Consider the following 24922-nt stretch of genomic DNA (forward strand, 5'->3'; position numbering starts at 1 on the left):
AGACGGTTCCCTACAATCTATGAATTAACTGTGAAGACAGGTAAAAGTAAAACGGACGTGTCGGCTGCTCTGGATGTTTTAGTTAAGTAACAGTACATTCATTGGGAAGATAGATCAAACACATCAAATATCTTCATTTTGGAAGGCTGGGAACGTGAAGAAGATAGACCCCGAAAAAAGGTATTTGCTCCACCAACTAACATCGATTACTGGACTCAATATTGATGGTAATTTGATGTTAGGTGCAGGGAAAAAATAACCTTCTCTTCATAAACTTATTTTGGTAAAAGTATTCATTTGTATGATTTTGGCTATGGAATTGCCACATCGTCCTTTATAATATCTTTAAAAGATATTTAAGTAGGATGGTGTAGATTTGAACAGTATTATTTATGTCTCAATCGGCATTTTTGACGCTCTTGCTATGCTATTAATTATTCTAAAGCTATACATGTTACCGGTTAGAGAGTTCGCTGGAAAAATAGTTATGTTCATTATTTTCATAGCTTCATTCTCATTCATGATGCGTATAACGCTAGAACTTCCAAAGTTAGATCTGCCTTTGCAATATATTTTCTTCATACTTTTTTTACGTTTCGGTTTGGAATTAAAATTGCATATTTCATCATTCATTGCTGGTGCTGGTATATCTGCTTATGCAGCAATACAAATGGGTATTTTTCATGTTTTTGAGTGGTTGGATGTAATGCATGCGAGTATTATTCAACAGAATGAAGGAAGTCTAGTTTATTTATTGCAGCTGACTTCAATCTTAATTACATATGTAATCTGCTTTATCTTTTCTCTGTTTGATTTCGGATTCTCCTTTATTGTAAGACCCCCTCATGATTTTATTATCAAAGAAAATTACCTGTCTAAGACAAACCTATCCTATCTAATTGGTACGATGTTCTCCGCAATAACAATTTGCTTGATTTTAATATTGCTATACCGATCAGAACCGACCGGATTGTTAATATTAGCGCTGGTTACCTTCGGAATTTCATACTTCTTTTCATTAAGGAGGGAGCGAGGTGATATTAGAAAGACTGTCGAGGCGTATCGCAGTAAGCATAAAAAAAGCTGATCCAGAAGGACCGGGTACTGTTGAAATACTGGAATACGAACTGGGACTAAGACTTAATTGGTATACCGGACTGTTGCTGACGATTATTTTAGGAGCGATGTTCGGCACAGTTATTGGTGCGTTGATTACTTTATTCTCATTCGTTGTATTAAGGAAGTTTTCAGGGGGCGTACACTTACCAATAACAATATGCTCATTTGTAACTGGCTTTGTAGCTGCACTAATCCCTTTAATTAATTTGAATTACGAGTCAATTCTTTTCTTGAATATTTTAAGCCTGATTATAATGTTGATGTATGCCCCGAACGAGTTTGAATATGTTAACCCGAGTAAATGGGATAAGTGGTTGAAATGGATCTCAGTTGGTCTTGTTATCGGGAATTTAATGATTAAATCATCAGAAATTACATTGGCATTCTTTATTCAAGCCATTCTTATTCTTCCAGTATGGACAAAAAGTGAAGGAGGTGGTTAAATTGAATCAGAAATTAGCGAGATTGCTCGGTGCTAACCTTACTAAAGGGGCAAACAAATCATCCAAGAAAAGAAAAAGTATAGTTGGGACAATGAAAATGCCAGAAGAACTGAAGAAGAAGTGATCCTTAATGAACAATCGATTAATCATAGGAATTGAAGTACAAAGCGATGGCTCATACGGGCCTCGCTTTTCATTTTATGAAAATGATATTATGGGCATCGAAATGTGGAAGCCATCAAAAAATTACAATGTCCCATTTTTTTATACAAGAACGGGTAATTTTACTGTGCTTACAACTTTAAATGCGTGTGAATTATCTTTCCCTAACTTCAGGTTTCTTGATGGAGCCAATTTAGTTAATGTTGATAATTTGAACGAGTTTTAACTGGTTCATATGGGGGGATCGCGTACTTCAAAGATGATATATACACAGGAATAAATCAGAAGAACATGAAGTGCTGGAACGAAATTGTAGAAGAAGTGAATAAATTAAAAAAAGATGATAGAGAGGTTTTCGGAGTTGAAATTTTAGATGACGGAGAATTATCTCCTGGTAGTTTTTTTATGGCGAGTGGTATCTACTATATCGATATGTGGGAGCCTAAGGCCAATTATTATGTCCCTAGGTTTCACGCGAGCAAAGGACTGTTCACTATTGCCCTCACATACAAAGCTTGTATAGAAGCTTTTCCACACTTGTATCCGGCGCATAATGGAAATCTGGTCAACCCGTACTGGGTAGAAAGGATTGACGATCAGATTTTTGGTTCAACAGCAATTTTTAAGGAGTCTGATTATAGAGTTACAGTAGCCAGAGGAAAGGTTAAGGCTTTAAAAGGCTTAATTCAATAAAGATTTTATCTCTTTACTAACATAAAAAAATACGAAGTCAACATCAATCGGCGAGAAGTGTTTTCGACAGTCATCGACATTTTACACAACCATTACATGATATCATTAATTTGGAAGAATTAAGAAACAGATTGAGAGCGAGGGGATGCAAATTGAATATGTATCATAGAAGGAATGATATGAATGATTACGGAGAAAAAAATGTATGAGTACTATACTAGTACTTGCCTTACCCGGGAGCGCGGATATAACCGCGACTTACTTCGTTACTTCCCACTCGTAGAGTTCTTCCATTTGAATGCCAAGTATCTGTGCAGCCAGATACATCGCCTCGGGATTCATCATACTTCTTCCTGTAGCGATAAAAGATACCATTCTTTTGGACCAACCACTTCTGCGTGAGAATTCGGCTTGAGTCATTTGGCGATGATCAAGCCAAAATTGAAGTAAGCATCTCCCTCGGGTAACTTCCACCAAGAGGACTCCTTCATTAAAATTTCAAATGTTAATATAGCACGAGTTGCCATACTAATAAAACTAGCACTAATGACATAACTGGGGGAAAGGGAATGAATAGACATAAGATTGAATTTCCATGGAATATAGAAAAACGAAGTGCAGAATGTTATATTAGATCAATAGTAATAGAAAATGGAATAAATCTTCTAGCCATTTTCACGGTAGTTATGCCATCTAAAGAATATGTAATTCGAATTTCTTCAATATAAATGAAAAAAAAGCGCCCACAAAATGCCCACAAATATAAAATAATATAAGAAATGTTTTGAAGAATGAACTGTATAAAACTCTGATTCTAAGTGGGTTTGGTATAACGGATGATTTCATTTGAAAGCCAGGAACATAAATAGAACACAAGTCCACCAATGGGAACGCGATCAATATATCACGTTGTACTAATCGGAGAAACCTTGTAACTACGGGGTTTTGAAGGAATGAGCCGGGGGACGTTTTGAGGGAAGTACACTTCTATTGAGGTTGCGTCCCCCAAACGTCCCCCGGTTTTTGATTTTCTGATCCAAAAATACGGGAAGTGTACTCTTCATATTTATCAATGTTCCGCTTTTCTAGCTTTTTAGAAATATGAGCATACACATCGGATGTAATTTGCACACTGCCATGCCTAAGCTGCTCTTGTACAAATTTTATATCAGCTCCAGCTTCAAGCATGATCACGGCATAGGTATGTCTCAAGGAATGAATTGTTAATTCCTCACTTAAACCAGCCTTTCTCAAAATCCTCTTTGAAGCATTGAAGAGACTAGATTTAGGCATCGGACTACCATCATTCCTGCACAAGACCAGATTTAAATCGTGTCTGTACATGGATTCCCCTAAATTAATCTTATTTTGATTTTGCCATGAAGAATGATATCTTAAATCATTTATGAGGCCGTTACTTACACTAATGGTGCGGGTAGAATTTCCGGTTTTTGTATCTCCGAAAAGTTCGTCCCCGTCTTCAGCTTGAAAATCGAGTATTTCATCCACGCGGATCGTCTTATCTTTGAAATTGATATCCGACCATTTGAGAGCGGCAGCTTCTCCTTTTCGTAATCCTGTTTCAATGAGCACTTTGAAGAAAATCCAATAAATGTACGCATCACCTCGAGCCGTACGAAGAAATTTGGGAATGTCCTCTGAATCAATGCATTGAATTGTCTTCTTCTTGTGCTCTCCTTTAATATTGAACCTTTGCAAGGATTGCGTAATATTTTCCCTTGAATCAATGCATGCTCCATGACTGAGTATACAGTAGAGTTGATGATCTCGACGGTACGTTTGCTGAGTCCCTTTTTAAATAGAGAGTCTAAAAAAACCTGATACATATCTGGTTTTAGATCTTTTAGCATCAGACGCTTAAAATAAGGTTTGATATGGGTGTTAAGGTTGTTTTCATGGTCAAGACCCCATTTAATAGACATTGAAAAAAGACCCTAAGCTATAAACTGTTTCCGGAACTCTGCCGGAGGAAGTTTATTTAGTTTTCGTTGTGGTCGATGTTTTTTGTGAAAATGGATATAAGCTTCAATTCGCCTTTGTGCCTCGTCCAATTTCCGATATCATAAGGATAGAGCCCTTCCGTTTTGAGATGCGAGAAGAAGCTCTCCATCGAGGCATTGTCATAACAATTCCCTCGGCGAGACATGCTGATTTGGACGCCAACCTTTGGCAGCATGTCGTGGTAGGCATAAGACGTGTACTGGAATCCCTGATCTCTGTGAACGATCAGTCCCGTCACGTCTTTTGTCTTGTTAAAAGCATTCTCAAAGGTCAGCTAAACCTGCAGATTCTCATTTCTCAGATGGAAGATGGCTCGTTAACCAGGACGTCTGCGTTTGTCAATAATGAGGTGTACTCCCTAACCGGAGAGATGATTGATTCCCCTGCGGTGAAAAATCCTTCTTCAGACGATTTTTCTGTGATGAAGAATATTTCATATGGGACCGATTAATCGGATGAAAGCACGAAAATAGATGTATTCGTCCCTAAAAATCTGGGTATGTGGCAGTCAAAAAAGGTTCAGTAAATTTTTTGTTTTTTTTTGGACAACTGTCTTATGGAAGCCATGATAAACACCAAAAACCAAGGAGCTAAGCTGATTGCTTAGGATTTTATGAAAGCCCGTTCAGGTTCAATTTTGCAGTTGGGAGAGGAGACACTCTTGCTTTTTCTACATACGTAACGCCGGTATACTTTTTCAATTCGAGCTTTAAACTTGGCGAGTCGCTGTTTGGATTTCTGACCAGCCAGTGGTATATCCATACTTCTTTTGGAGGCTTGTTTCCATCTTTGATCGGGCATAGCAATCTGCCGTTCTTCACTTCCCGGCCTGCTGGGAATTTGGATGATTTGGGTATCCGGAATTTAACAGCTGCGCAAGATCCCGCTTTTATAGCAGGTGAAGAAGGGGAACTGCTGCGAGCGTCCTTTCTGATCGCTACTCATAAAGGGTGTTTTACGGATCTCAATCGGTGTCACGGTAATAAGTTGGCGAAAAAGGTGGCCGGATTTCCTATTGATATTGTAATGCAATATAGTAACCGGGCCATTATACGTTTGCGAATTCAAACTTTTAGGAGAAACGAGAACGCCGTCATGCACTGCAGCCGGTGCACCCCTCGTAGTGAAATAAAGAATGCCGACGCAATCTCCAGCTTTGATTATACTCAAATATATCACTCCTTGACCTTTGATCCTGTATTCTATGAGTTCGATCAAGAAAAGTCTTGTGCGATTGCCAGCGAAATGGGCTAATGCCGTTTCACTACTGTCATCCGCCCCATAAAATTAGGTGAATCGACAGGGAAGGGTGACCAAATGAAATCCAAAAAACAGACGGCTCAAGTCAAAAGAACCGCGACAAGTCAGAAAACACTGTTCCAGACATCCAAAGCTCAATTATTCGCAAAGGTAAAGAAGTTGAAAGGCAATGAATACACTTTTATCGGTATGGGAGACGGCTGGGCTGGGAAGGGCCAGTCCAGCAATGCAATATTTACTTCGGCCTTATCCACCATCTCCAAATTGAAGAGAAAGCCTCTATTTATTCTGCATAACGGAGATGCCGTATTCACAGGAACTGACCAAGAATTCAAGACAGGCGGGACCTATTCAGGTGTACCAATAAAAAGCTTGCTGCAGATTCAGGATCCGAACAGAGGCGTACCTGATATCCCCTTTTTTTATCGTTCCCGGAAACCATGAACATACGGAGATCAACGGACCACTTACCAATTTTAGAAAATATATCGGACCAACGCATTTCGGAATCCATCTCCCCAAAATTAAAACTACGATCATTGGCCTGGATAACTCACAAGAGCTTAACTCCAATGCGAGTGGTCAGTCAGTCTACGGTTTTGCACCAGGGGAACTGGCTTTTCTGAGAGAGAAGCTAAAAAAGGCACAGAAGAATACAGTTGTGACCATGCACGTTCCCCCTAGGATCGGGAAATGGGCTAATCCCCGTTATTTTCAAGATCCCACATCGACGTTCGGAAACACCCGAGGACAACTGACCCGGTTCCTATCCAGCGTTCGCGGCAAGGTCTCTCAGGTTCTTGTTGGCCATGTGCATGCATTAGATCAACTTTCCTATCAAGGTACAAGGTATCAGCTGTCTGGGGGAGCCGGGGCGCCACTTGTCAAAAAGGGATTTCTCAAGGGCCCACCAACCCCAATCTTCCATTTTATCGAGTTTACCGTTAGAAATGGTGTTATTGTTAAACGTCGCGTCATTCCAGTAGGCGAGACTGCATTAGTCGCATAAGTCGATTTTATTTCTTTCATCTACTTAGGAATCTATCTACACTTCTGAGAGTCTTAGTGAATAGATTATTAACGTGTCCTATAGATTCCACAGAAATGAGGGGTTTCGATGAAGGGAACTAAACCAGGTAGAGTCGAAAATCAGGTATACTCCAGCCGGGTCTTGCGGTCAGAGTTTGACCGAAACTGGCGGACAGTAATTTCTAAGAGTGGCTATGTCATCTATATAGCTACTGCCAATCAAGCTAAAGTTGAAGTGCTGCTCAGTGGAAATATTACGAAACGTCTGGTGTTTAATAAGGGCGGGCGTGTTATCGTCGGAGGCGGCGGAACCAGTCATTACAGCAAGCCTCACCGTGCGATTACGTTGTAATTGAACTGAACAGAGAGAAGGCGCCGATGCTATGTCGGCGCCTTCTTAGCGTTTTAAGGCCTTAATCAATCGGGGGAGCTTCTATTTTATTAATTTGTTAAGCACGGGCGCAATTCATTTTTACTGTGGCGTCTTATACATCTCAATCAGTTGCGATACAGGTCAGAAGGAACACTCCCGATATTTTTGAAAAGTAGTAGTAGGGAGGATTTGATTATTTTGGTGCGGACGAACGATTCTCAAGTTCCACTTAATATTGCTCCAATAATTAGGGACTATAAAATCTAAAAGATGAATTGGACCTTCCTTGTTGTGTAAATAAGTCATTTTTTATGATCATATTTAAATATCCAACAGTGCTAGTGAATCCAATATATGTTTACACCTAAACGAAAATCACGTCCTTGCACTAGACAATCAAAAGCATGTTATATTCAATACTACGGATTGCACGTTCAGGCGCCGCAGCCGGCAGAAAGCAGGAATTTGGGATGAGGTGCTGTAGTATGTCGCCAAGGAAAACGATGAGAGAAGAGTCATTATTGATGTGCCACAATCGGGCTCTTTCATTAGCATGGGTCTGGCGCAAAAGGGGGACAAAGAAAGAGATCATATGTTCCTGTGTTGGGTTGAGTACTAAAATAAATGCCGTGTTGATGCGTTAGGCAATCCGCTTCGTTTTGAATTAACGGGCGGTGAAGCTCATGACTCTGTTCAGGGCTATGAATTTCTTCAAGCTATGAAACTGATGATGAAGCCAGTATTGGGCGATCGAGGGTATGATACCTAGCCAATTCGAGCGCTTTTGACGAACAAGAAGCTAATTCATTGATTCTAAGAGGAACTAGCTTCTTGATGCGAGCATGTTTAAGACTACATTTTATAAACCTATGCAATTAGAAAGTAAGATGATGGGTCAGGATTACACATTAAATCAATATAATATGTACATAGGATTTTGCCCAAAATTAAAGAAGCATTTTTAACTTTTATTATATTCGATACTATAGGACAGAATTATAGAGAGAAGCGGGAGAAGAGAAGATCAAGGAAACTCATAGAGATTTATTGTTCGATAGGTATTATCTTAAGTATGATGAGGGATTTGAAAACAGCAAACGGCAATGATCCTTTTTTGAAGATAAGTAAATTAAATATTGATTTGCATTATATAATTAAGTTTTCCAAGAGAAATAAAAAGGATCTTGCCTTAAAGGAAGTAAAAGAGCTTACATTAATGTTTTTGCGTAGAATCGAATCAGATTCAATCTTTGTAGGAGATGTTATCATATTTCTAGAAAGAGTAGAAACCCTGTTAAAGAGTTCAGTGGATTAAAAGTGATGAGTAGCCTTAGTTAGAGAAGGAAAGCTAGCATAAAAGTATAAAAAGCGTAACTGATGGTATCAGTTATGCTTTTTATGTTTTACACAAAATTATACTTAGTTCATATGGATTAGTTGTAATTTTAGAACACATGTGCTTATTTATCCCTACTGCATCAGGGACATCGTCTAATCCACCATATCAATTGAAGCTTATTTCTGGATTCCTCTCCAAAATACTTTCCAAGTTTCTTCTAATTTGTTTTCATACTCATCTTGTGAAAAGTTTAACATCTGAAAGATCATTCCATCTATAACACACATAAATGAAGCGATAACTGTATTAACAGGTATAAATCTCTCTGGTTCACTGTCTATAGCTTTTTCGATAATTTTTTTTATTTCCTCTTCAGTCTGTTTGTAGAGTTGAACAAATGTGCCCCTAAATGGATCTGGAGGGAAAAGAAAATATCTATTGATAAAGTGTCCAAGATCATTCTCGTAGACATATTCATTCAATGATCTCATTAGCGTGTATAACTTTTTTTCTACCGAGAAACTCGAAATTTCATCTGATTGATCACGTACAAAATTCAAATAATCATTAGTAACATAGTCACATACAATTCCAAACAATTCTTCTTTACTGGAACAATAGGCGTAAAGTGAAGGAGCTTTAATGTCCACTTCAATGGCAATTTCCCTCATAGAGGTTTGTTCATAACCCTTTGTTGCGAATAAATGAAGAGCACTTGTTATTATTTTATTTCTCGTTACTTCACCTTTATTCAAAAAATTCTCCACCTTAGACTAGTTTTAAGCCCACAATACTTACTATTATACCACCAACCATGATTAGCTTGCTCATGTTTCTAGGCTCTTTAAAAACGAACATTCCTAAGAGTACACTTCCTGAAGCACCAATACCAGTCCATATGCCGTAACCGATACTAAGAGGCACTTCTTTTAACGACACGGATAGAAAGATGAAACTGGATAGCATAAAAATAATAAAGAGGATGGTTGGCTTCAGTTTTGAGAAGCCCTCTGTGAATTTTAAGCTTATTACTCCGCCCACTTCCATCAAGCCTGCAATCACCAAAAAAAACCAACTCATATTAATTAACTTCCTCTCTTTCAGGCTTATTAGATATAAATTTTAAACCCATAATGCAAGTGATCAATGTAATGACAAAGAAAATTTTGAGTACACTCACTTCATCTCCAAGGAACAGCATTCCAACTGCTGCGGTTCCAAATGCTCCGAACCCTGTGAAAACTGCATAAGCTGTGGATACGGGCAAAACACTTAAGGCTTTGGAGAAGCAAAAAAAACTAAGTGCCATCAGTATTAAGGTTGGTATAACCACGCCTATTTTAGTGAATCCATCCGAATATGACAGACCTAACGCCCAACCGACCTCTAAAAGTCCTCCAATAATAAGATAAAGCCAAGCCATATTAACTCTCCTTCTGTTTATAAAATTTTTAAAATCTAACTAACGTTAGTTAGATTTTTTTAATCCTAATACAGATTTAAGTTATATGCAATATGTAAATGACGTATTATTCTGAACAAGGTAGTGACGTATAAAACGTAGGTAAAATGAAAAAACTAATATAAAAAAAATAATATAAAAAAAATAATATAAAAAACACTCTTGCTAAAACAAAAGGTCACGATTACAATGGAAGTGTAAGTTAAGGATAGTGATTGTTTAATTACAAGCTAGACCTGCTTGCACATCAAAATTAATTTACGCCATAGTTGCGTTTATTTTTGATGTGCAGACAGGTCTTTTTTATTTGGAAAATAGGGGGAAATGAGATGAATATCCTCAAAATCTTGAACAATAATGTGGCAGTTACTCACGACAAAATGGGTCAAGAAATTATTGTAATGGGCAAAGGGATCGCTTACCAGAAGAAGGTTGGCGATAGTCTGGATCAGCAAAGTATAGATAAAATCTATTCACTTTCTAATAAAGATGCCTTCGTGAAATTCCAGGAACTTCTGTCCGAAATTCCTATCGATTATTTTGAAGTGGCGGACCAAATTATAAACTATGCGAAGTTAACGTTAGGTAAAAAACTCAATGAGAGTATATATATATCGCTCAGTGACCATATTTTCTCGACGATAAGTCGATATAAAGAAGGAATATCGCTTAGAAATGCTTTGCTTTGGGATATTAAACGATTTTATGCAGACGAATTCCAGATTGGTTTGAAGGCGCTTCAATTTATTAAGGAATCTTTCGATATTCAATTTCCTGAAGATGAGGCAGGTTTTCTTGCATTGCATATTGTCAACGCTGAGACTCCCCAAGAAACTCAAGACATTTACAGAGTGACCAAAATCATTCAAGAGATCAGTGATATAGTTAGATATTTTTTTCAAATGGAGTTTGATGAACAATCCGTAGCATTTTTTAGATTTGTCACTCATTTGAAGTTTTTTGCTCAGCGATTAATCAGTGGAAACTTGCATGAGAGTGAGAGTGATACAGATCTATTAGATGTGATCAAAGAGAAACACCCGAATTCTTACCAGTGTGTAGGAAAAATCGAAACTTATATTAAGAATAACTACCAGTATAACTTAACAAACGAAGAGAAATTGTATCTAACGGTTCACATCCAACGTGTTGTGCACAAAACAAATTCATAGCAGTTTTCATTAAAGGAGGTGAGGTTTCTTGCAACGCAGGATGGTGACATTAAGTTGGCCAAACCCTTCACTAAGCTGTTTCAGCTAAATTTGGAGGAAAATAAAATGAGAAAATATCAACAGTTGGCCGAGGAAATTGTAAAGACAGTGGGTGGTTCCGAAAATGTTCTTGATCTCACTCATTGCATGACCCGGTTGAGATTTCAACTAAGGGACGGTTCATTGCCCAACGATGAAGTATTGAAGCAAATGGATGGCATCGTATCCGTCATGCGTTCTGGTGGGCAGTATCAGGTTGTAATCGGCAATCATGTTTCCGAGGTGTATTCGGAAGTTACCCAACTAACTAAAGTGGGCGAAAAACCAACTGCCCCAATAACAGATAAGGAGATCAAAAAGAAGAAACCCTTTGATGCCTTTATTGATGTCGTGTCAAACTTATTTCAGCCGATTTTGGGAATTCTGTGTGCTGCAGGTATGTTAAAAGGTTTTAATATTTTGTTTAACGCGATGGGGCTTTATACAGCTGATAGCGGAGCATACATGATCATCAATGCTATGGGAGATGCATTGTTTATGTTTCTTCCTGTGTTTTTAGGATACACCTCTGCTAATAAATTTAAAGTACAGCCTTTTACTGGGATTCTCATTGGACTGGCCATGTGTTACCCTGCTATTCAGTTGAATACCTTGGCAGCAACAAAAGAGCCACTGTATACATTATTTAGCGGTACAATTATAAGCTCTCCTGTCTATTTGGATGTGTTTGGTATTCCGTTGATTGGTATGAACTATACATCAACTGTACTTCCAGTCATCATCGTCGTATATTTTGCATCAAAAGTGCAGCGTGTGTTGGACAAGATTATTCCAAGTGTAATCAAATTCTTTATTGTACCGATGCTCACGGTCTTTATTTCTTTAACCTTAGGTTTTTTACTGATAGGTCCTTTGGCAAACTACGGATCAGAGCTTATAGCGCAGGGGATATTTGCTGTTCGAGATGCGAGCCCATTAGTAGCCGGATTTCTACTTGCATCCCTATGGCAGATTCTTATGGTATTTGGCCTGCATTGGGGAATTATCCCCGTCTATATTAACAACATCACAAGCCTGGGTTTCGACAACGTATTAACTATGGCTTTTGCCACCACGTTTTCTCAAATGGCTATTACTCTTGCCATCATCCTTAAAACAAAGGATAAAAATTTAAAGGCACTCGGCATACCGGCAGCTGTATCCGCTCTATTCGGTATAACAGAGCCTATTGTTTATGGTATTACCTTACCGCGAAAAAAATTGTTTATCATGAGCTGTATTGTTTCAGGTATTGCTGGCGGTTTTTACGGCTTCTATAACTTCAGAGAGTTTACATTTGGAGGACTGGGCATATTTGAATTTATGACCATGTTTGATCCCGAGAACCCAGGAATCACGAACCTCATGATTGGTATTATTGGTGTTGTTTTTGCTATGGTAGCTTCGTTTGTACTAACACTTTTCTTGTTCAAAGATGATAAATCCAAGCCAAGCTCTGACAAAACGATAAACGTATCATCTACACCAGAATCCAAACCAGAGTTGAAATCTGAGAAAAAGCATACGATGCATAGTCCGATGAACGGAGAAGTCATTCCTATTAAAGAGGTTCAAGACGAGGCGTTTTCGCAAGAACTTTTGGGCAGAGGAATCGCGATTAAGCCTGTGACCGGGGAACTATTTGCACCTTTTGATGGGAAGGTTGTTACATTGTTTCCTACAAAACATGCTTTTGGATTAGTGTCAGATGAAGGAATGGAAGTCCTTATTCATATCGGATTTAATACGGTTCGTCTGAAAGGTAAATATTTCGAGACCTTCGTACAAGAAGGAGACGTTGTTAAACAAGGACAGAAATTGGCTGAATTTAATATTGCCGAAATTGAGAGAGAAGGATATTCGGTTGAAACGCCAATGATCGTTACAAACACAGATAGTTATCTTGAGATTATTGAGACTAAAGGAAAACAAGTAAATGCAGGGGATGTTTTGCTTACAGGTTTGATTTAACAATTTTATCTTAACAGGGGATGAGAGAAATGGGATTCAAAGATGGATTTTTGTGGGGGGGAGCAACCTCGGCTAACCAATCTGAAGGAGCTTACAATGTGGACGGAAGAGGCATAGCAAATGTTGATTTATGTCCAACAGGTGATATCCGTGACAGTGTTCTTATGGGTAAAACGAAGATGTTTGATTTTGACGAGAACTATTTTTACCCTGGCAAAGCAGCAATCGACATGTATCACTATTACAAAGAAGACATCGCATTGTTTGCAGAAATGGGATTTAACGTATATCGGTTGTCAATTGCTTGGAGCCGTATATTCCCGAATGGGGATGAGCTGGAGCCAAATGAAGCTGGACTCCAGTTTTACGAAGACGTATTTAAAGAGTGTCAAAAGTATAATATTAATCCTCTGGTGACCATTTCCCATTTTGACGTTCCCATGCACCTTGTTAAGGAATATGGTTCTTGGCGTAACCGAAAAATGATTGATTTCTATGAAAGATTATGTAGGGTGATCTTTAAACGTTATAAGGGCTTAGTAAAATACTGGATTACGTTTAATGAAATTAATATGGTTTTGGAAGCTCCATTTTTATCATCCGGATTGTTCATAGAAGAACACGAAGATGCGGAATTAGTGAAATTTACAGCCAGTCATCATGAGTTGGTGGCCAGCGCGTTAGCTACAAAAATTGCCCATGAAGTAGACTCTGAAAATATGGTGGGATGTATGCTAGCTAGCATTGCCCCATATCCCAGAACATGTGATCCAAAAGATGTATGGAAAGCAAAACAGGTTGAAAACCAGAGCTATTTTTTCATTGATGTTCAGGTTAGGGGTGAATACCCGGCATACACCCTTAAAGAACTGGAACGAAAAAATATTGTTCTACCATTCAAAGAAGGTGATCGAGAGTTATTGAAACAACACACCGTTGATTTCATAGGGTTCTCGTATTATTCCTCCAGCGTAGTCAGTGCTGATCCGACACTCACGGATACAATAGGAGGAAACCTATTTCCAAGTTTGCGGAACCCGTATTTACAATCTAGTGATTGGGGTTGGCAAATTGATCCGTTAGGATTACGAATTACAATGAATAATATCTATGACCGTTATCAGAAACCTTTATTCATTGTTGAAAACGGCTTAGGGGCTGTAGATGTTCCTGATGAGAGTGGTTATGTAGAAGACGATTACAGAATTTCATATCTAAGTGAGCATATTCGTGCAATGCGAGATGCTGTAGATTACGATGGCGTAGACTTGCTTGGCTACACCGTTTGGGGACCAATTGATATTGTAAGTGCAAGTACAGGTGAAATGAAAAAAAGATACGGATTCATCTATGTAGATCGAGATAATCAAGGTCAAGGAACACTGAAGCGTTCGAAGAAAAAATCTTTTGAATGGTACAAAAAAGTGATTAAGTCAAATGGTCAAGATTTAAGTGTGTAACACTAATTTAATGATGAGAGGATAGATGAATATGGCGTCACCATTTCCGAAGGACTTCCTGTGGGGCGGTGCAGTAGCAGCTAACCAGCTTGAGGGAGCCTATAATGTCGATGGCAAAGGTTTGTCAGTACAGGATGTAACGCCAAATGGGGTTACAACACCAAGAACAGAAGGTCCCACCGAGGATAATCTGAAATTGATTGGTATCGACTTTTATAACCGATATAAAGAGGATGTTAAACTTTTTGCTGAAATGGGCTTTAAAGTGTTCCGCACATCCATTGCCTGGTCTCGTATTTTTCCGAAAGGAGACGAACTGGAGCCAAACGAGAAAGGTCTGCAATTTTATGATGATCTGTTTGATGAATGCCGTAAATACGGTATTGAACCGCTCGTAACGATTTCACACTACGAGACGCCGTTGCATCTGTCCAAAACGTATGATGGATGGGTGAATCGTAAAATGATTGAGTTCTACGAACGTTATGTTACGGTGCTATTTCATCGTTATAAAGGTAAAGTCAAGTACTGGCTAACGTTTAATGAGATCAACTCTATTGTGGAAGAACCATTCATGAGTGGTGGTATATATACACCAAAAGAAGAACTTTCCGACCAAGACTTATATCAAGCTGTCCATCATGAACTTGTTGCAAGTGCCCTTGCGGTTAAACTGGGCCATGAGATTATGCCAGATGCGAAGATTGGCTGCATGGTGCTGAGCATGCCAACATATCCGCTCACGCCAAATCCAGACGATGTTGTCGCAGCGATGCAAGCAGAGCAGCAAAATGATCTTTTTGCGGATATTCATGCACGTGGCTATTATCCGAAATACATGAATCGTTATTTCAAAGCCAAAAACATTAATATTAAGTTTGAGGATGGGGATGAGGAAATTCTCAAACATACCGTAGATTTTATCTCATTCAGTTATTATTCAAGTATTTGTAAGAGCGGCGATCCAGAGAAGGGTAAGGAGACTCAAGGGAATCTGTTTGCAGGTATCGAGAACCCATACTTGAAAGCAAGTGAATGGGGTTGGCAGATTGACCCTCAAGGCTTGCGCTTAACTCTCAACAAATATTGGGATCGTTATCAAAAACCATTGTTTATTGTTGAGAATGGTCTAGGTGCGATCGATCAGCTGATTACGGACGAAGACGGTAATAAGACTGTCAAAGATGATTACCGTATTCAATACATGAATGACCACTTGGTACAGGTTGGAGAAGCTCTCGAGGATGGTGTAGAAGTAATGGGATATACATCTTGGGGCTGTATTGATCTCGTAAGTGCGTCTACAGCAGAGATGAAGAAACGTTATGGCTTCATCTATGTAGATCGTAACGATGATGGCTCCGGAACACTGGAGAGGTATAAGAAAAAGTCCTTCCATTGGTACAAAGAAGTGATTAGAACCAATGGTGCAAATCTTATAGGAGTTACCGAGAAATTATAATTCATAGGCAAAACCTTAGGCAGGTAGCATTGTAACCTGTCTTGGTTTTGCTTTTTCCTAGTTGTATGGGCATATATTGTTTTCTAGTCGGTTTCCTACTTGAAGAATGAACACTGAATTCAGCCCTTTTATATAAACAAGCAGCTGCATGGTATTCATATCAAAAGAATTAGATTACAATGAAAGATACACCACAACTCTAAATGGACTTTTGATAATAACTTCGCATTATATTACTATAATAATTGTTAATAAACATAAGGAGTATTACGATGAGCGAACAGAAGAAAAAAATCATAACAGCAGCCAGGAATTTATTTCACACCAAAGGGTTTTCTGAAACTTCAATGAACCAAATTATTGAAGCTTCGGAATCTAGTAAGGGTAATTTATATCATCACTTTAAAAATAAAGAAAATCTCTTTGTTTTCATCCTTGAAGAGGATGCTAATCAATGGCTAGAAGATTGGAAACAGGAAGTTGAAAATACACAGGCTGATTCTGATCATATTTTATATGTTCTTGCAGATTATATAGCCAAGTCTAGGGGGAACCTTTATTATCATAAAACAACCGCAGAGTTCTACAGTAGTGCTTTTAAATCAGATGAGATCACGGAAAAAATCAAGGAAATAGACAAGTTATATCTTGATTTTTTTGTTAATATTATTAAAGAATGTCAGGCGGCAAAACAAATTAATCCAGTTGAAGATCCAAAATTGTTAGGATATTTTCTTATGTCCTTGTTATTTATAAGTAATGACTATAAACATTATAGTGATGATATTGAAGTAAAAGAGAATAATTATAACAAAAAAGCCATAGATATTTTCTTGAAGGGCGTAAATTAACAAAATTCTTTCAAAATTAAAAATAAAATTGATGTTTAATTTTTTTTGTATTATGATTAGACCGAACGGTCTGTCTGTAAAATAAAGGAGGCGAAATAATGAATCACAATCATGTCATTATTATCGGAAGTGGTGTAGCTGGGATAGCCACAGCTTTATTCTTGAGAAAGGCAGGAATTGCAAGCACCATTTATGAAGGTAGAACAGCTGAATTAGAAAAGGGAGCTGGTTTTTTACTTACTTCAAACGGTGTAAATGTCTTAGCTGAGATCGGATGTAAAGACAAAGTTATTTCAAATTCAACGATTATTAAAAGTATTTATCAAATAAATAGTGAAAATGAAGTTGAATCAATAACAAATAACTACAATGAAAAGCACTATAAATCCCCAATGATCAATGTCATGAGATCCAACATTGTTAAAGTCCTCTTGGAGGAAGCTCAGCGTCAAGGAATCGAAATCAAGTATGATAAAAAGTTGATTTCAGTAAATCAAAGTTCAAAATCAGTTGAAGCATTTTTTGAAGATGGAACCTCTGTCAAAGGTGATATTGTTGTCGGGGCAGATGGAACTTTTTCTAAAACGAGAGAAGCCGTAGCATCTGACGCTAAATTGGATTATAGCGGTATGTGGGGACTGCAGGGGGTATCGTATGTTGATGATTTCGAATGGGATGAATCAAGTGGTTATTTGTACTACGACGAGAATCTGTCCTTTGTCTTTGGCAAAGCGCACCCTACAAACAAGATGAATATCTTATGGCAAGCATTCTCAATAGCTCCTGAGAAACTACCAACAAAAGATTTTGAAAAAGCCTCCACACAAACGATCAGAGAGTTATTAAATAAAATGATGAAAGATTGGAAAGTCACGAACAATCTGTTTAAAATTGTTGAAAACACAGAGCAGATTTTCGCAAGAAGTATTCACGAAGTGAAGAATTTAACTACGTGGTCAAAAGGGCGCGTTGTTCTGGTTGGGGATGCTGTGCATACAGCTAATCCTTTTGTAGGTCAAGGAGCTTCATACAGCCTTGAAGATGCCATGGTTTTAGCAAAAAATTTAAGAGACCATGATTACCGGGATGCGTTTCACTATTATGAAAAGGACCGAAGAAAAAGGACAGAAGAATTAAATGCTTTGTTCCTGAACAAACACATGGAGTTCAATATGGATAAAAAGATTAATGAATACAAAATTACATGGGAATAAGTACGTTCTAATATATAAAATCAAGCACCTACAGACTGTAACATGCACTAATTTACTCAACATGTTAGCCATCTAATCAATCTGGTAGGTTACAAAAGCACCTATTAATCTACCAAATCAATAAAAGTCGCTATGATATAGCGGCTTTTATTTTGATAAAAATGAACGAATACTCAAAGATAAAGGGGTTTTGTAATATATGTTACGGAAATATTTAACCATCGGAGAGTTTTCGAAGTTAACGGATCTTCCTAGTCGAACACTCCATTTTTACGATCAGAATGGTGTGTTAAAACCGGTGAAAGTCGATCCGAAAACGAACTACCGATACTATAGTGTAAGTCAAATATTAGACGCTAATTTAATCAAGGCATTTAAATTTTTAGGCGTACCTCTTAATCAAATAGAAGAAGTTCAAACCTATACACCGGAGGAACTACTTCGATTTCTAAGCAAACAAGAAGATGTACTTGAGGATAAAATCAGACAAATTAACGAAGTTCAAAAGAACTTGCAAATAATGAAGCAAAATTTCACACAACAATATACAGAGTCTGCAAGTAAAGAAGTATACATCAAAACATTTGAGAAGCAAAATTTACTGAAAATAACCATAAGAGAATCTTCTGAAATAGGCGTATGGAGTCAAGTGCTGAATAATATTGTTCAATCCCATGAGCAATTCAATAAGCAAACTATATTTGGAGGCATTCTTCCATTTGAATCCTATCAGTCCTATGAAGAAATTAAATATGATAGCATTTTTATACCTGTTATAACTGAGATTGAGGATAAGTATTTACCAAGTAATATAGAGCGGATTACATTAGAAGCCGGTGAATATGCGGTAATTGCATTCGCAATTCATTCAGATGAGTTTATGGAGATGTACAATAAATTGAGAAACTATGTAGAAAAACATAAATTAAACGCTGCTTCTCATATCTATGAGTATTTTTATCCGTTAAATTTCAAAATGAATAATGCATCATGTTTTGATATTGAATTAAAAGTAAAAATTTTAAAATAATCTCCTTGACCTTACATTAACTATAACCTTTAAAGTGTTTGATAGGTACTTTAAAGGAGGAATTGTTTTGGATAGGAATTCAAAATTAGTATTATCCATTTTATTAGGGAGCTTATTTATTGCTTTTATGGGAATCGGATTAGTTATTCCTGTTTTCCCGAAATTAATGGTCGAATTAAACGTTGGTGGAAAGACGGTTGGTTTATTAACAGCCATGTTTGCTTTAACCCAATTAATTGCTTCGCCCCTTACAGGGAAAGCGACAGATTACTTTGGTAGAAAAATAATGATTGTAATCGGTCTACTTATATTCGGTGGATCAGAGCTGCTATTCGCCATCGGAGATAATGTCACTGTACTATACATCTCAAGAGCCTTAGGTGGGATTAGTGCGGCATTCATTATGCCAGCGGTATCTGCATTTATTGCTGATATCACTACAGACGAAACAAGGCCCAAAGCATACGGATATATGTCGGCAGCAATCAGTACGGGTTTAATCATTGGACCAGGCGCCGGAGGGTTTTTGGCAGATTTCGGTATTCGGACTCCGTTTTATGTCGCAGGGTTGTTGGGGATTTTAGCAGGGGTTTTTGCATGGATTATTTTACGTGAGCCTAAAAGACAAGAAACATATGAACCCAAGATGGTGAAAAAGGGGAATTTACAAAAAATTTTAATGCCAATGTTTTTAATGGCTTTTATTGTTATTTTCATCTCAAATTTCGGATTAATGAGTTTTGAATCCTTTTACGGATTATTTGTCGATGTGAAATTAAATTTCACACCAAAAGATATTGCAATTGCGATTACTGGTGGTGCCATTGTTGGTGCAATTATTCAGATTACTTTGTTTGAACGATTAACACGTTGGTTGGGTGAAATTAAACTTATCCGATATGTGTTATTATTGTCGGCAATTAACGCGGCAGCCTTCCCATTTTTAAATAGCTATATCGTCGTACTTATATCAACCATGTTGGCGTTCATCTTCTTTGATCTGGTTCGACCAGCCGTTACCACGTATTTAGCAAGTATAGCTGGACCAGACCAAGGGTTTGTAGGTGGAATGAATTCATTCTTTACCTCCTTAGCCAATGTCATAGCCCCAATTATTTGTGGGATCTTATTTGATATTGAGATTGCATATCCATTTTATTTAGCGGCTATTACAATCGCTTTTGGATTCGTATTAGCGATATTTTGGAAAAAAACATCTAAAGTAACTCTTGGAGTCCAAGTTTAAATTCACCTCTTACCCTTTAAATTGCTCTGATCTTATCATCACATTTTTTGCCTAGGTCTAGCGTAGTGTAATGCTTTAAATGCTTAATTCCCAAGTTTAATATAAATGGCTGTTCTCTAAATGAGCAGAGGACGGCCTTTTATGTTAAAATTAGGAAAACATTTGTTTTCTCATTAATTATGACAACGCCCCCTTGGATTACTACAATAGGTTTTTGTCACACCTTTATTGAAATGAGTGGTGGTAAAAACTAACTTTGTTTCTTTTTACCAAAATAAAACATAATCTGCTTACAAGACATTGATTAAAGTTTCTGAAAATTACATAGTATTTAGTTCATCGTGTAGAGAGAACAATTCAGCAGAGTATGTCTGAGGTGTTCTCTTTTACTTATTAAAGTAGGGAGTGTCTTCAACCATTTAAACGGTTTGAAGACACTCCCTAACAAAATATTTATTATACCATAATTTAGTTTCCGCATGTATACTGTAAAGTGGACAAGAGCGGACTATAACTGACCTCCGTATGAGGGGAGGTGGTAATATGTCTACTTATGAAGCACTTATCCTTATGATCTCATTTGCTGCACTTGTAGTGTTAATTATTAGTAAGAAACAGAAATAACCGCCCTCTCGCCAAAGACTGCGGTTATTTCAGGCAAAGTATTACCGCTCTTGTCCGTTGTAAAATATAATTTACTAAAACAAGTAGCAATTCAATTTTAACTTCAAACGTAACGCATTACAATATAACTATAATAGTTATTTTTATTCTTTAAAAAAATGTAACACGTTGAATATAATTACACCACTAACCAGAACATGGATAACGGTGTTTTTCTTTTGACGGATTGCAATATGAAGTGAGACACCTGCTGGGAATTAATAAAAAAAGCCCAAATTCGGATTCGTTTTCTTTCAATTGCCGACCGATTTAGAATATCGCTTCTCCAGCAATACCTTTGTATGTGTTTATTTTAATGGTTAGCATTGGGAGATCGGAAAGAAAATCGTGAAATAGAAACATACGTTTTTTTATGCTGCTGTAACGGTGGAAATGATAAAATGGTTAAATATTTACATATGATCCGCTGGCGCTTGTACGTATTGTCCTTCAGCGGCATGTTGAAGAGAATATTCAAGGAAAGTTTTATAAAGCAAAGCAATTTGCTTGTTAAGAATACTTGTCTAAACTGTCGGATGAATCCTTTGGAAAATTTGCTCAGGGAATACATGAAACGACACCATCTTGAGTTCATCACGTTAGAGAATTGGAAGCAAGATGGGGAACTCATCTTCGAAATTATTTTGAACAAGAGGTTTATAGGCAGTTGGAAATTGACTTCAAGAAAAGAGGATTTGGGGCTACCGGTCTTGGTGTACTTGATATTGGGAATAACATTTTCTACGATTGTGAATTTGTCCAGCACTGGAGTACAATTCAATATATCGTGGAAAAGTCTTACCCAAGATATGCTAAAGCATTAGAAAAAATGTACATTTACGAAAGACTTGAGGAGTTTGGATGTTCCTGAAGAATTTGGAATGAACCGTCAGCTCATGGAAAGAGTCATGACCGATCAAGGATATCGGGATTTTCGTGAGTTTACTCGCCTAGATGATCTGGCGGCAGCTAATCATGTTGATTGGCTGCCTTCTTTTTTTGATCTTACGTTTCTTTAATCAAATTTATTAAAGAACGTTCAATTGTTTCTGCTGAGCGACCTTATGCTATATAGAGAGAGTTGAAATCAGAATAATACAGCCTTTCTTAAAAAATGAATCTAATCTTTATGCAATACGTTAATTATGGTAGGATTATCCTGAAATAGAAAGGAGTACAACAACATTGAAGAGGTTACCATGGATATTAGGAATATCTTTAATATTAGCTGTTTTAGCGGCAGGCTGTAGTTCAAATTCACAAACGGTCACTGAGAACCTAGGAACTGAAGTGAAGAATCCAACAGATCCTTCAGTTAAAGAAAATCTAACTGAAAAATACATCAAAGCAGCTGGGGAATTCAAATTGAAGGAATATACGATTAGTGATATTCCTGAAAATCCTCCGTCTGAAGAAGAATCTGTTAAACGCTACGAGGTGATGGAGCCCTTTTTCGCTCGAAATTTCGAAGAAGAACCTGTCCACCTGAGTCATACATCACTAGTCCTACGAGCCGCGTCCAAACAACAAGCTTCAATGAAACCGGAGAACATGAAATTCTCAGTTTATCAAGAGTTAGAGGATTACGTTGATTTGGACTACACAATGGATCTCGTGCTTGAGAAAGAAAACGGTGAAAAACAGGTTGTTCCCTTGAAGGGAGTTCTTACACTCGTAAACAAAAATGATAAATGGCTTGTTCAAGCCGATGATTTTGACCAATCAGCTTTCAAAAAATTACTTCCGGATACTGAAGTATCTAAATAATAAGTTTTCATCTAAAAAGGACTTGAACAGCTTGTCGGAATTTAATACATCTTAAGCTTCCTCGGCCAAGCACTTAACAAAACATACAAGATATTCGGATAAAAATTAGATGAAGTACGATGGAGGTAAATTATGATCAGAAAATCCAGGTTAATAATATTGGCTGCTTTAACTTTCGGTGTCATTTTGTTAGGCAGCACATCCTTGATCCAAGCTAATGATCGTACTGAGATAAGCGATTACTCGAGTTCCATGGAATCAGTCCCTGCGAGCTTGATGTATGATTCTGAACATCCTGATGAGATCTATGTTAAAGATTGCGGTGTATTTGTGAAGATGGAAAGGCCGATTATGGATTACAGTGGTATGATTGTGGCACATGATTTGCAGCAGGTTACCAAAGAGACAGCAGTAATTTTCGCCAATGGCGATCAGTACTTAAAACAGAAAGGCTGGAACTAAAACATCGATAAGGTCAAAGCATGAAGGACGAGAGAAGGATGAGCACACAATGGCTTGTCCTTTTTACATTCATTCAATTAAAACGACTAAGAACATCCAATTCCTATTCAGAAGCTGAGAAAAAAGAACAACATTCAATTCTATAGAGCAGGGCGTTTTAAAAAAAGTAGGAAAATTTCAGATTTTTACATCGGAAATGTTTCAATTATATGTTGATAGTTTCATATATAAAAGATATAATTAATTTAAATTTTGAACAATATAATTTCAAATAATTTAATTGGGGATGTTAATGATGAATCAAGCAAAACAACTTGTAAATACACAGCGCACCTTTTTTAATACAGGACGGACTAAAAATGTGGAATATCGTATTGATGCTTTGCAGCGGTTGAGAAAAGGAATTGAAAAGTACCAGCAGCGAATTCTGGACGCGCTCCATACTGATTTGAATAAATCTGCAGCAGAAGCGTATGGGTCCGAGATTCGCATCGTACTGGGAGAGCTGGATTTCACTTTGGAACATCTGCAGGAATGGGCAGCACCTTGCTCAGTACCAACAAGTTCGATTATGCCGGATGCAGTCAGCACGATCTATCCAGAACCTTACGGCGTTGCGTTAATCATCGCACCTTGGAATTATCCGTTTCAGCTGGCGTTTGGACCGCTCATTGGTGCGATTGCTGCTGGAAATTGTGCAGTTATCAAGCCTTCAGAGCTTACACCGGCTACATCTCATCTAATTCATGACCTTATTCAGGAAGTATATCCCCAGGAGTATATTGCTGTTATGGAAGGCGAGGTAGAAACAAGCACAGCACTGCTGAATGAGAAATTCGATTATATTTTCTTCACAGGCAGTACAGGTGTTGGGCGTATTGTGATGAAAGCTGCTGCAGAGCATTTAATTCCGGTAACTTTGGAGCTGGGTGGGAAAAGTCCGGCTATTGTGCATCAGGATGCTGATTTGCAGCTGGCTGCTCAGCGGATTGTACGGGGAAAATTTCTGAATGCGGGGCAGACTTGTGTTGCACCAGACTACTTGCTGGTACATGAGCAGGTGCATGATCAACTTGTTGAACAGATCAGAGCTGAAATCTCCGAGAAATTTGGCGCGAATGTCATGGAGAACGCGAGTTTCCCTCATATTGTCAATGCGCGCAACTTTGATCGTTTATCTGCTTTCCTTACCAATGGCACGGCTGTCATAGGGGGACGATCAAATCGTGATCAGCTTATGATTGAACCAACCGTTCTTGATGATATCTCATGGGATTCTCCTGTTATGCAGGAAGAAATCTTCGGTCCTATTTTACCAGTATTTACGTATAATGATCTTAATCCAATGCTTGATGAGATCGTACGTCGGCCTAAACCACTTGCGCTGTATCTGTTTACGGAGAGTGAGGCTTTACAGGAACAGGTCTTGACTCAAGTTTCCTTTGGTGGAGGATGTATTAATGAAACACTCTCCCATATGACCTCGCATTATTTGCCATTTGGAGGTGTAGGAGAGAGCGGAATGGGCTCATATCATGGAAAACAGAGCTTTGAAGTATTTTCACACCACAAAAGCATCCTTAAACGAAGTAAATGATGGATTGGATTCTTACGAGGATACAAGGGGTTATCAAGTTGGAGGGT

At 37.8% G+C, this 24922-nt stretch carries 27 protein-coding genes and 2 pseudogenes; 21 read left to right on the forward strand and 8 right to left on the reverse strand.

Annotation, left to right across the window (positions count from 1 at the left end; translation table 11 throughout):
• Nucleotides 1-376: 376 nt before the first annotated feature.
• From ABXS70_RS09235 to ABXS70_RS09250, 4 genes are all read left to right on the forward strand, one after another.
• On the forward strand, nt 377-1087 hold the full coding sequence (locus tag ABXS70_RS09235; RefSeq protein WP_366295418.1) for a hypothetical protein: 711 nt from the start codon (nt 377-379) through the stop codon (nt 1085-1087).
• On the forward strand, nt 1035-1562 hold the full coding sequence (locus ABXS70_RS09240; RefSeq protein ID WP_366295420.1) for an accessory gene regulator B family protein: 528 nt from the start codon (nt 1035-1037) through the stop codon (nt 1560-1562). The genes ABXS70_RS09235 and ABXS70_RS09240 overlap by 53 nt, the downstream gene beginning before the upstream one ends.
• Before the next feature lies 1 nt (nt 1563).
• Nucleotides 1564-1686, forward strand: a complete 123-nt coding sequence (locus ABXS70_RS09245; protein ID WP_366295422.1) for a hypothetical protein — start codon at nt 1564-1566, stop codon at nt 1684-1686.
• Between the two features lie 329 nt (nt 1687-2015).
• Nucleotides 2016-2417, forward strand: a complete 402-nt coding sequence (locus ABXS70_RS09250) for a hypothetical protein (RefSeq protein ID WP_366295424.1) — start codon at nt 2016-2018, stop codon at nt 2415-2417.
• Between the two features lie 258 nt (nt 2418-2675).
• Here ABXS70_RS09250 and ABXS70_RS09255 read toward each other — a convergent pair whose 3' ends face one another.
• The 5 genes and pseudogenes from ABXS70_RS09255 to ABXS70_RS09275 all read right to left on the reverse strand — a co-directional run.
• Complete coding sequence (locus ABXS70_RS09255; protein ID WP_366295426.1) at nt 2676-2891, reverse strand: helix-turn-helix transcriptional regulator; 216 nt, start codon at nt 2889-2891, stop codon at nt 2676-2678.
• Nucleotides 2892-3404: 513 nt separating this feature from the next.
• On the reverse strand, nt 3405-4136 hold the full coding sequence (locus tag ABXS70_RS09260; RefSeq protein ID WP_366295428.1) for a site-specific integrase: 732 nt from the start codon (nt 4134-4136) through the stop codon (nt 3405-3407).
• A 146-nt stretch (nt 4137-4282) separates the two neighbouring features.
• Nucleotides 4283-4360 (reverse strand): annotated as a pseudogene (locus ABXS70_RS09265) (hypothetical protein); the annotation flags it as partial.
• A 12-nt stretch (nt 4361-4372) separates the two neighbouring features.
• The gene (locus tag ABXS70_RS09270) at nt 4373-4489 is read right to left on the reverse strand and encodes an IS3 family transposase (protein WP_366295430.1); all 117 of its coding nucleotides are present in this window, start codon (nt 4487-4489) and stop codon (nt 4373-4375) included.
• Between the two features lie 26 nt (nt 4490-4515).
• Nucleotides 4516-4671, reverse strand: a pseudogene (locus ABXS70_RS09275) (IS3 family transposase); the annotation flags it as partial.
• Between the two features lie 557 nt (nt 4672-5228).
• Between ABXS70_RS09275 and ABXS70_RS09280 the strand changes: the two are divergent.
• The 4 genes from ABXS70_RS09280 (at nt 5229) to ABXS70_RS09295 (ending at nt 7080) form a co-directional block, all read left to right on the forward strand.
• Nucleotides 5229-5693, forward strand: coding sequence for a hypothetical protein (locus ABXS70_RS09280; RefSeq protein WP_366295431.1), 465 nt, complete (start codon nt 5229-5231; stop codon nt 5691-5693).
• A 63-nt stretch (nt 5694-5756) separates the two neighbouring features.
• A complete protein-coding gene (locus ABXS70_RS09285; RefSeq protein ID WP_342551481.1) occupies nt 5757-6143 on the forward strand; it encodes a hypothetical protein in 387 nt (128 codons plus the stop codon).
• Nucleotides 6144-6153: 10 nt separating this feature from the next.
• Nucleotides 6154-6708, forward strand: coding sequence for a hypothetical protein (locus ABXS70_RS09290; protein ID WP_366296582.1), 555 nt, complete (start codon nt 6154-6156; stop codon nt 6706-6708).
• 108 nt (nt 6709-6816) lie between these two features.
• The gene (locus ABXS70_RS09295) at nt 6817-7080 is read left to right on the forward strand and encodes a hypothetical protein (protein WP_342551480.1); all 264 of its coding nucleotides are present in this window, start codon (nt 6817-6819) and stop codon (nt 7078-7080) included.
• A gap of 1536 nt (nt 7081-8616) precedes the next feature.
• Here ABXS70_RS09295 and ABXS70_RS09300 read toward each other — a convergent pair.
• The 3 genes from ABXS70_RS09300 to ABXS70_RS09310 are packed head-to-tail and all read right to left on the reverse strand — an operon-like array spanning nt 8617 to nt 9863.
• Nucleotides 8617-9195, reverse strand: a complete 579-nt coding sequence (locus tag ABXS70_RS09300) for a TetR/AcrR family transcriptional regulator (protein WP_342551479.1) — start codon at nt 9193-9195, stop codon at nt 8617-8619.
• 13 nt (nt 9196-9208) lie between these two features.
• On the reverse strand, nt 9209-9520 hold the full coding sequence (locus ABXS70_RS09305; RefSeq protein ID WP_123067281.1) for a multidrug efflux SMR transporter: 312 nt from the start codon (nt 9518-9520) through the stop codon (nt 9209-9211).
• A gap of 1 nt (nt 9521) precedes the next feature.
• Nucleotides 9522-9863 carry a multidrug efflux SMR transporter gene (locus tag ABXS70_RS09310; protein ID WP_248064771.1) on the reverse strand — a complete coding sequence of 114 codons (342 nt, stop codon included), beginning with the start codon at nt 9861-9863 and terminating at the stop codon, nt 9522-9524.
• 368 nt (nt 9864-10231) lie between these two features.
• On the opposite strand from ABXS70_RS09310, the gene licT reads away from it, so the two are divergent.
• The 13 genes from licT to ABXS70_RS09375 all read left to right on the forward strand — a co-directional run bounded on the left by licT (nt 10232) and on the right by ABXS70_RS09375 (nt 24875).
• Nucleotides 10232-11074 carry a BglG family transcription antiterminator LicT gene (gene licT / locus ABXS70_RS09315; protein WP_123067279.1) on the forward strand — a complete coding sequence of 281 codons (843 nt, stop codon included), beginning with the start codon at nt 10232-10234 and terminating at the stop codon, nt 11072-11074.
• 105 nt (nt 11075-11179) lie between these two features.
• Entirely contained in the window at nt 11180-13123 is a 1944-nt protein-coding gene (locus ABXS70_RS09320) for a beta-glucoside-specific PTS transporter subunit IIABC (RefSeq protein ID WP_342551478.1), read from the forward strand.
• A gap of 29 nt (nt 13124-13152) precedes the next feature.
• Nucleotides 13153-14583, forward strand: a complete 1431-nt coding sequence (locus ABXS70_RS09325; protein ID WP_342551477.1) for a 6-phospho-beta-glucosidase — start codon at nt 13153-13155, stop codon at nt 14581-14583.
• 31 nt (nt 14584-14614) lie between these two features.
• Entirely contained in the window at nt 14615-16045 is a 1431-nt protein-coding gene (locus tag ABXS70_RS09330) for a glycoside hydrolase family 1 protein (RefSeq protein WP_342551476.1), read from the forward strand.
• A gap of 272 nt (nt 16046-16317) precedes the next feature.
• The gene (locus ABXS70_RS09335) at nt 16318-16896 is read left to right on the forward strand and encodes a TetR/AcrR family transcriptional regulator (protein ID WP_342551475.1); all 579 of its coding nucleotides are present in this window, start codon (nt 16318-16320) and stop codon (nt 16894-16896) included.
• A gap of 98 nt (nt 16897-16994) precedes the next feature.
• Nucleotides 16995-18110: an NAD(P)/FAD-dependent oxidoreductase gene (locus tag ABXS70_RS09340; protein WP_366295437.1), complete on the forward strand. Its 1116-nt coding sequence runs from the start codon at nt 16995-16997 to the stop codon at nt 18108-18110.
• A gap of 199 nt (nt 18111-18309) precedes the next feature.
• Entirely contained in the window at nt 18310-19140 is an 831-nt protein-coding gene (locus tag ABXS70_RS09345; RefSeq protein ID WP_366295439.1) for a MerR family transcriptional regulator, read from the forward strand.
• Nucleotides 19141-19207: 67 nt separating this feature from the next.
• Nucleotides 19208-20386: an MFS transporter gene (locus ABXS70_RS09350; RefSeq protein ID WP_342551472.1), complete on the forward strand. Its 1179-nt coding sequence runs from the start codon at nt 19208-19210 to the stop codon at nt 20384-20386.
• Between the two features lie 543 nt (nt 20387-20929).
• The gene (locus ABXS70_RS09355) at nt 20930-21010 is read left to right on the forward strand and encodes a putative holin-like toxin (protein ID WP_366296584.1); all 81 of its coding nucleotides are present in this window, start codon (nt 20930-20932) and stop codon (nt 21008-21010) included.
• A gap of 920 nt (nt 21011-21930) precedes the next feature.
• Nucleotides 21931-22068 (forward strand): hypothetical protein, encoded by a 138-nt coding sequence (locus ABXS70_RS09360; protein ID WP_342551471.1) that lies wholly within the window; start codon nt 21931-21933, stop codon nt 22066-22068.
• 166 nt (nt 22069-22234) lie between these two features.
• Nucleotides 22235-22816 carry a hypothetical protein gene (locus tag ABXS70_RS09365; protein WP_342551470.1) on the forward strand — a complete coding sequence of 194 codons (582 nt, stop codon included), beginning with the start codon at nt 22235-22237 and terminating at the stop codon, nt 22814-22816.
• A 132-nt stretch (nt 22817-22948) separates the two neighbouring features.
• A complete protein-coding gene (locus tag ABXS70_RS09370) occupies nt 22949-23278 on the forward strand; it encodes a hypothetical protein (protein WP_342551469.1) in 330 nt (109 codons plus the stop codon).
• 292 nt (nt 23279-23570) lie between these two features.
• Nucleotides 23571-24875: an aldehyde dehydrogenase gene (locus tag ABXS70_RS09375; protein WP_366295442.1), complete on the forward strand. Its 1305-nt coding sequence runs from the start codon at nt 23571-23573 to the stop codon at nt 24873-24875.
• Nucleotides 24876-24922 lie beyond the last annotated feature (47 nt).

Origin of the sequence: Paenibacillus sp. AN1007 (genome assembly GCF_040702995.1) — a bacterium.
In the GTDB taxonomy this organism is placed as follows: domain Bacteria; phylum Bacillota; class Bacilli; order Paenibacillales; family Paenibacillaceae; genus Paenibacillus.

Excerpts from the sequence above, each read along its gene's own strand:
- ABXS70_RS09310 (WP_248064771.1), bottom strand. The coding sequence starts at position 9,863 with ATGGCTTGGCTTTATCTTATTATTGGAGGACTTTTAGAGGTCGGTTGG.
- ABXS70_RS09325 (WP_342551477.1), top strand. The coding sequence starts at position 13,153 with ATGGGATTCAAAGATGGATTTTTGTGGGGGGGAGCAACCTCGGCTAAC.
- ABXS70_RS09285 (WP_342551481.1), top strand. The coding sequence starts at position 5,757 with ATGAAATCCAAAAAACAGACGGCTCAAGTCAAAAGAACCGCGACAAGT.
- ABXS70_RS09375 (WP_366295442.1), top strand. The coding sequence starts at position 23,571 with ATGATGAATCAAGCAAAACAACTTGTAAATACACAGCGCACCTTTTTT.
- ABXS70_RS09340 (WP_366295437.1), top strand. The coding sequence starts at position 16,995 with ATGAATCACAATCATGTCATTATTATCGGAAGTGGTGTAGCTGGGATA.
- ABXS70_RS09335 (WP_342551475.1), top strand. The coding sequence starts at position 16,318 with ATGAGCGAACAGAAGAAAAAAATCATAACAGCAGCCAGGAATTTATTT.
- ABXS70_RS09320 (WP_342551478.1), top strand. The coding sequence starts at position 11,180 with ATGAGAAAATATCAACAGTTGGCCGAGGAAATTGTAAAGACAGTGGGT.
- ABXS70_RS09250 (WP_366295424.1), top strand. The coding sequence starts at position 2,016 with ATGAAGTGCTGGAACGAAATTGTAGAAGAAGTGAATAAATTAAAAAAA.
- ABXS70_RS09370 (WP_342551469.1), top strand. The coding sequence starts at position 22,949 with ATGATCAGAAAATCCAGGTTAATAATATTGGCTGCTTTAACTTTCGGT.
- ABXS70_RS09345 (WP_366295439.1), top strand. The coding sequence starts at position 18,310 with ATGTTACGGAAATATTTAACCATCGGAGAGTTTTCGAAGTTAACGGAT.
- ABXS70_RS09295 (WP_342551480.1), top strand. The coding sequence starts at position 6,817 with ATGAAGGGAACTAAACCAGGTAGAGTCGAAAATCAGGTATACTCCAGC.
- ABXS70_RS09305 (WP_123067281.1), bottom strand. The coding sequence starts at position 9,520 with ATGAGTTGGTTTTTTTTGGTGATTGCAGGCTTGATGGAAGTGGGCGGA.
- ABXS70_RS09360 (WP_342551471.1), top strand. The coding sequence starts at position 21,931 with ATGAACCGTCAGCTCATGGAAAGAGTCATGACCGATCAAGGATATCGG.
- ABXS70_RS09330 (WP_342551476.1), top strand. The coding sequence starts at position 14,615 with ATGGCGTCACCATTTCCGAAGGACTTCCTGTGGGGCGGTGCAGTAGCA.
- ABXS70_RS09355 (WP_366296584.1), top strand. The coding sequence starts at position 20,930 with ATGTCTACTTATGAAGCACTTATCCTTATGATCTCATTTGCTGCACTT.
- licT (WP_123067279.1), top strand. The coding sequence starts at position 10,232 with ATGAATATCCTCAAAATCTTGAACAATAATGTGGCAGTTACTCACGAC.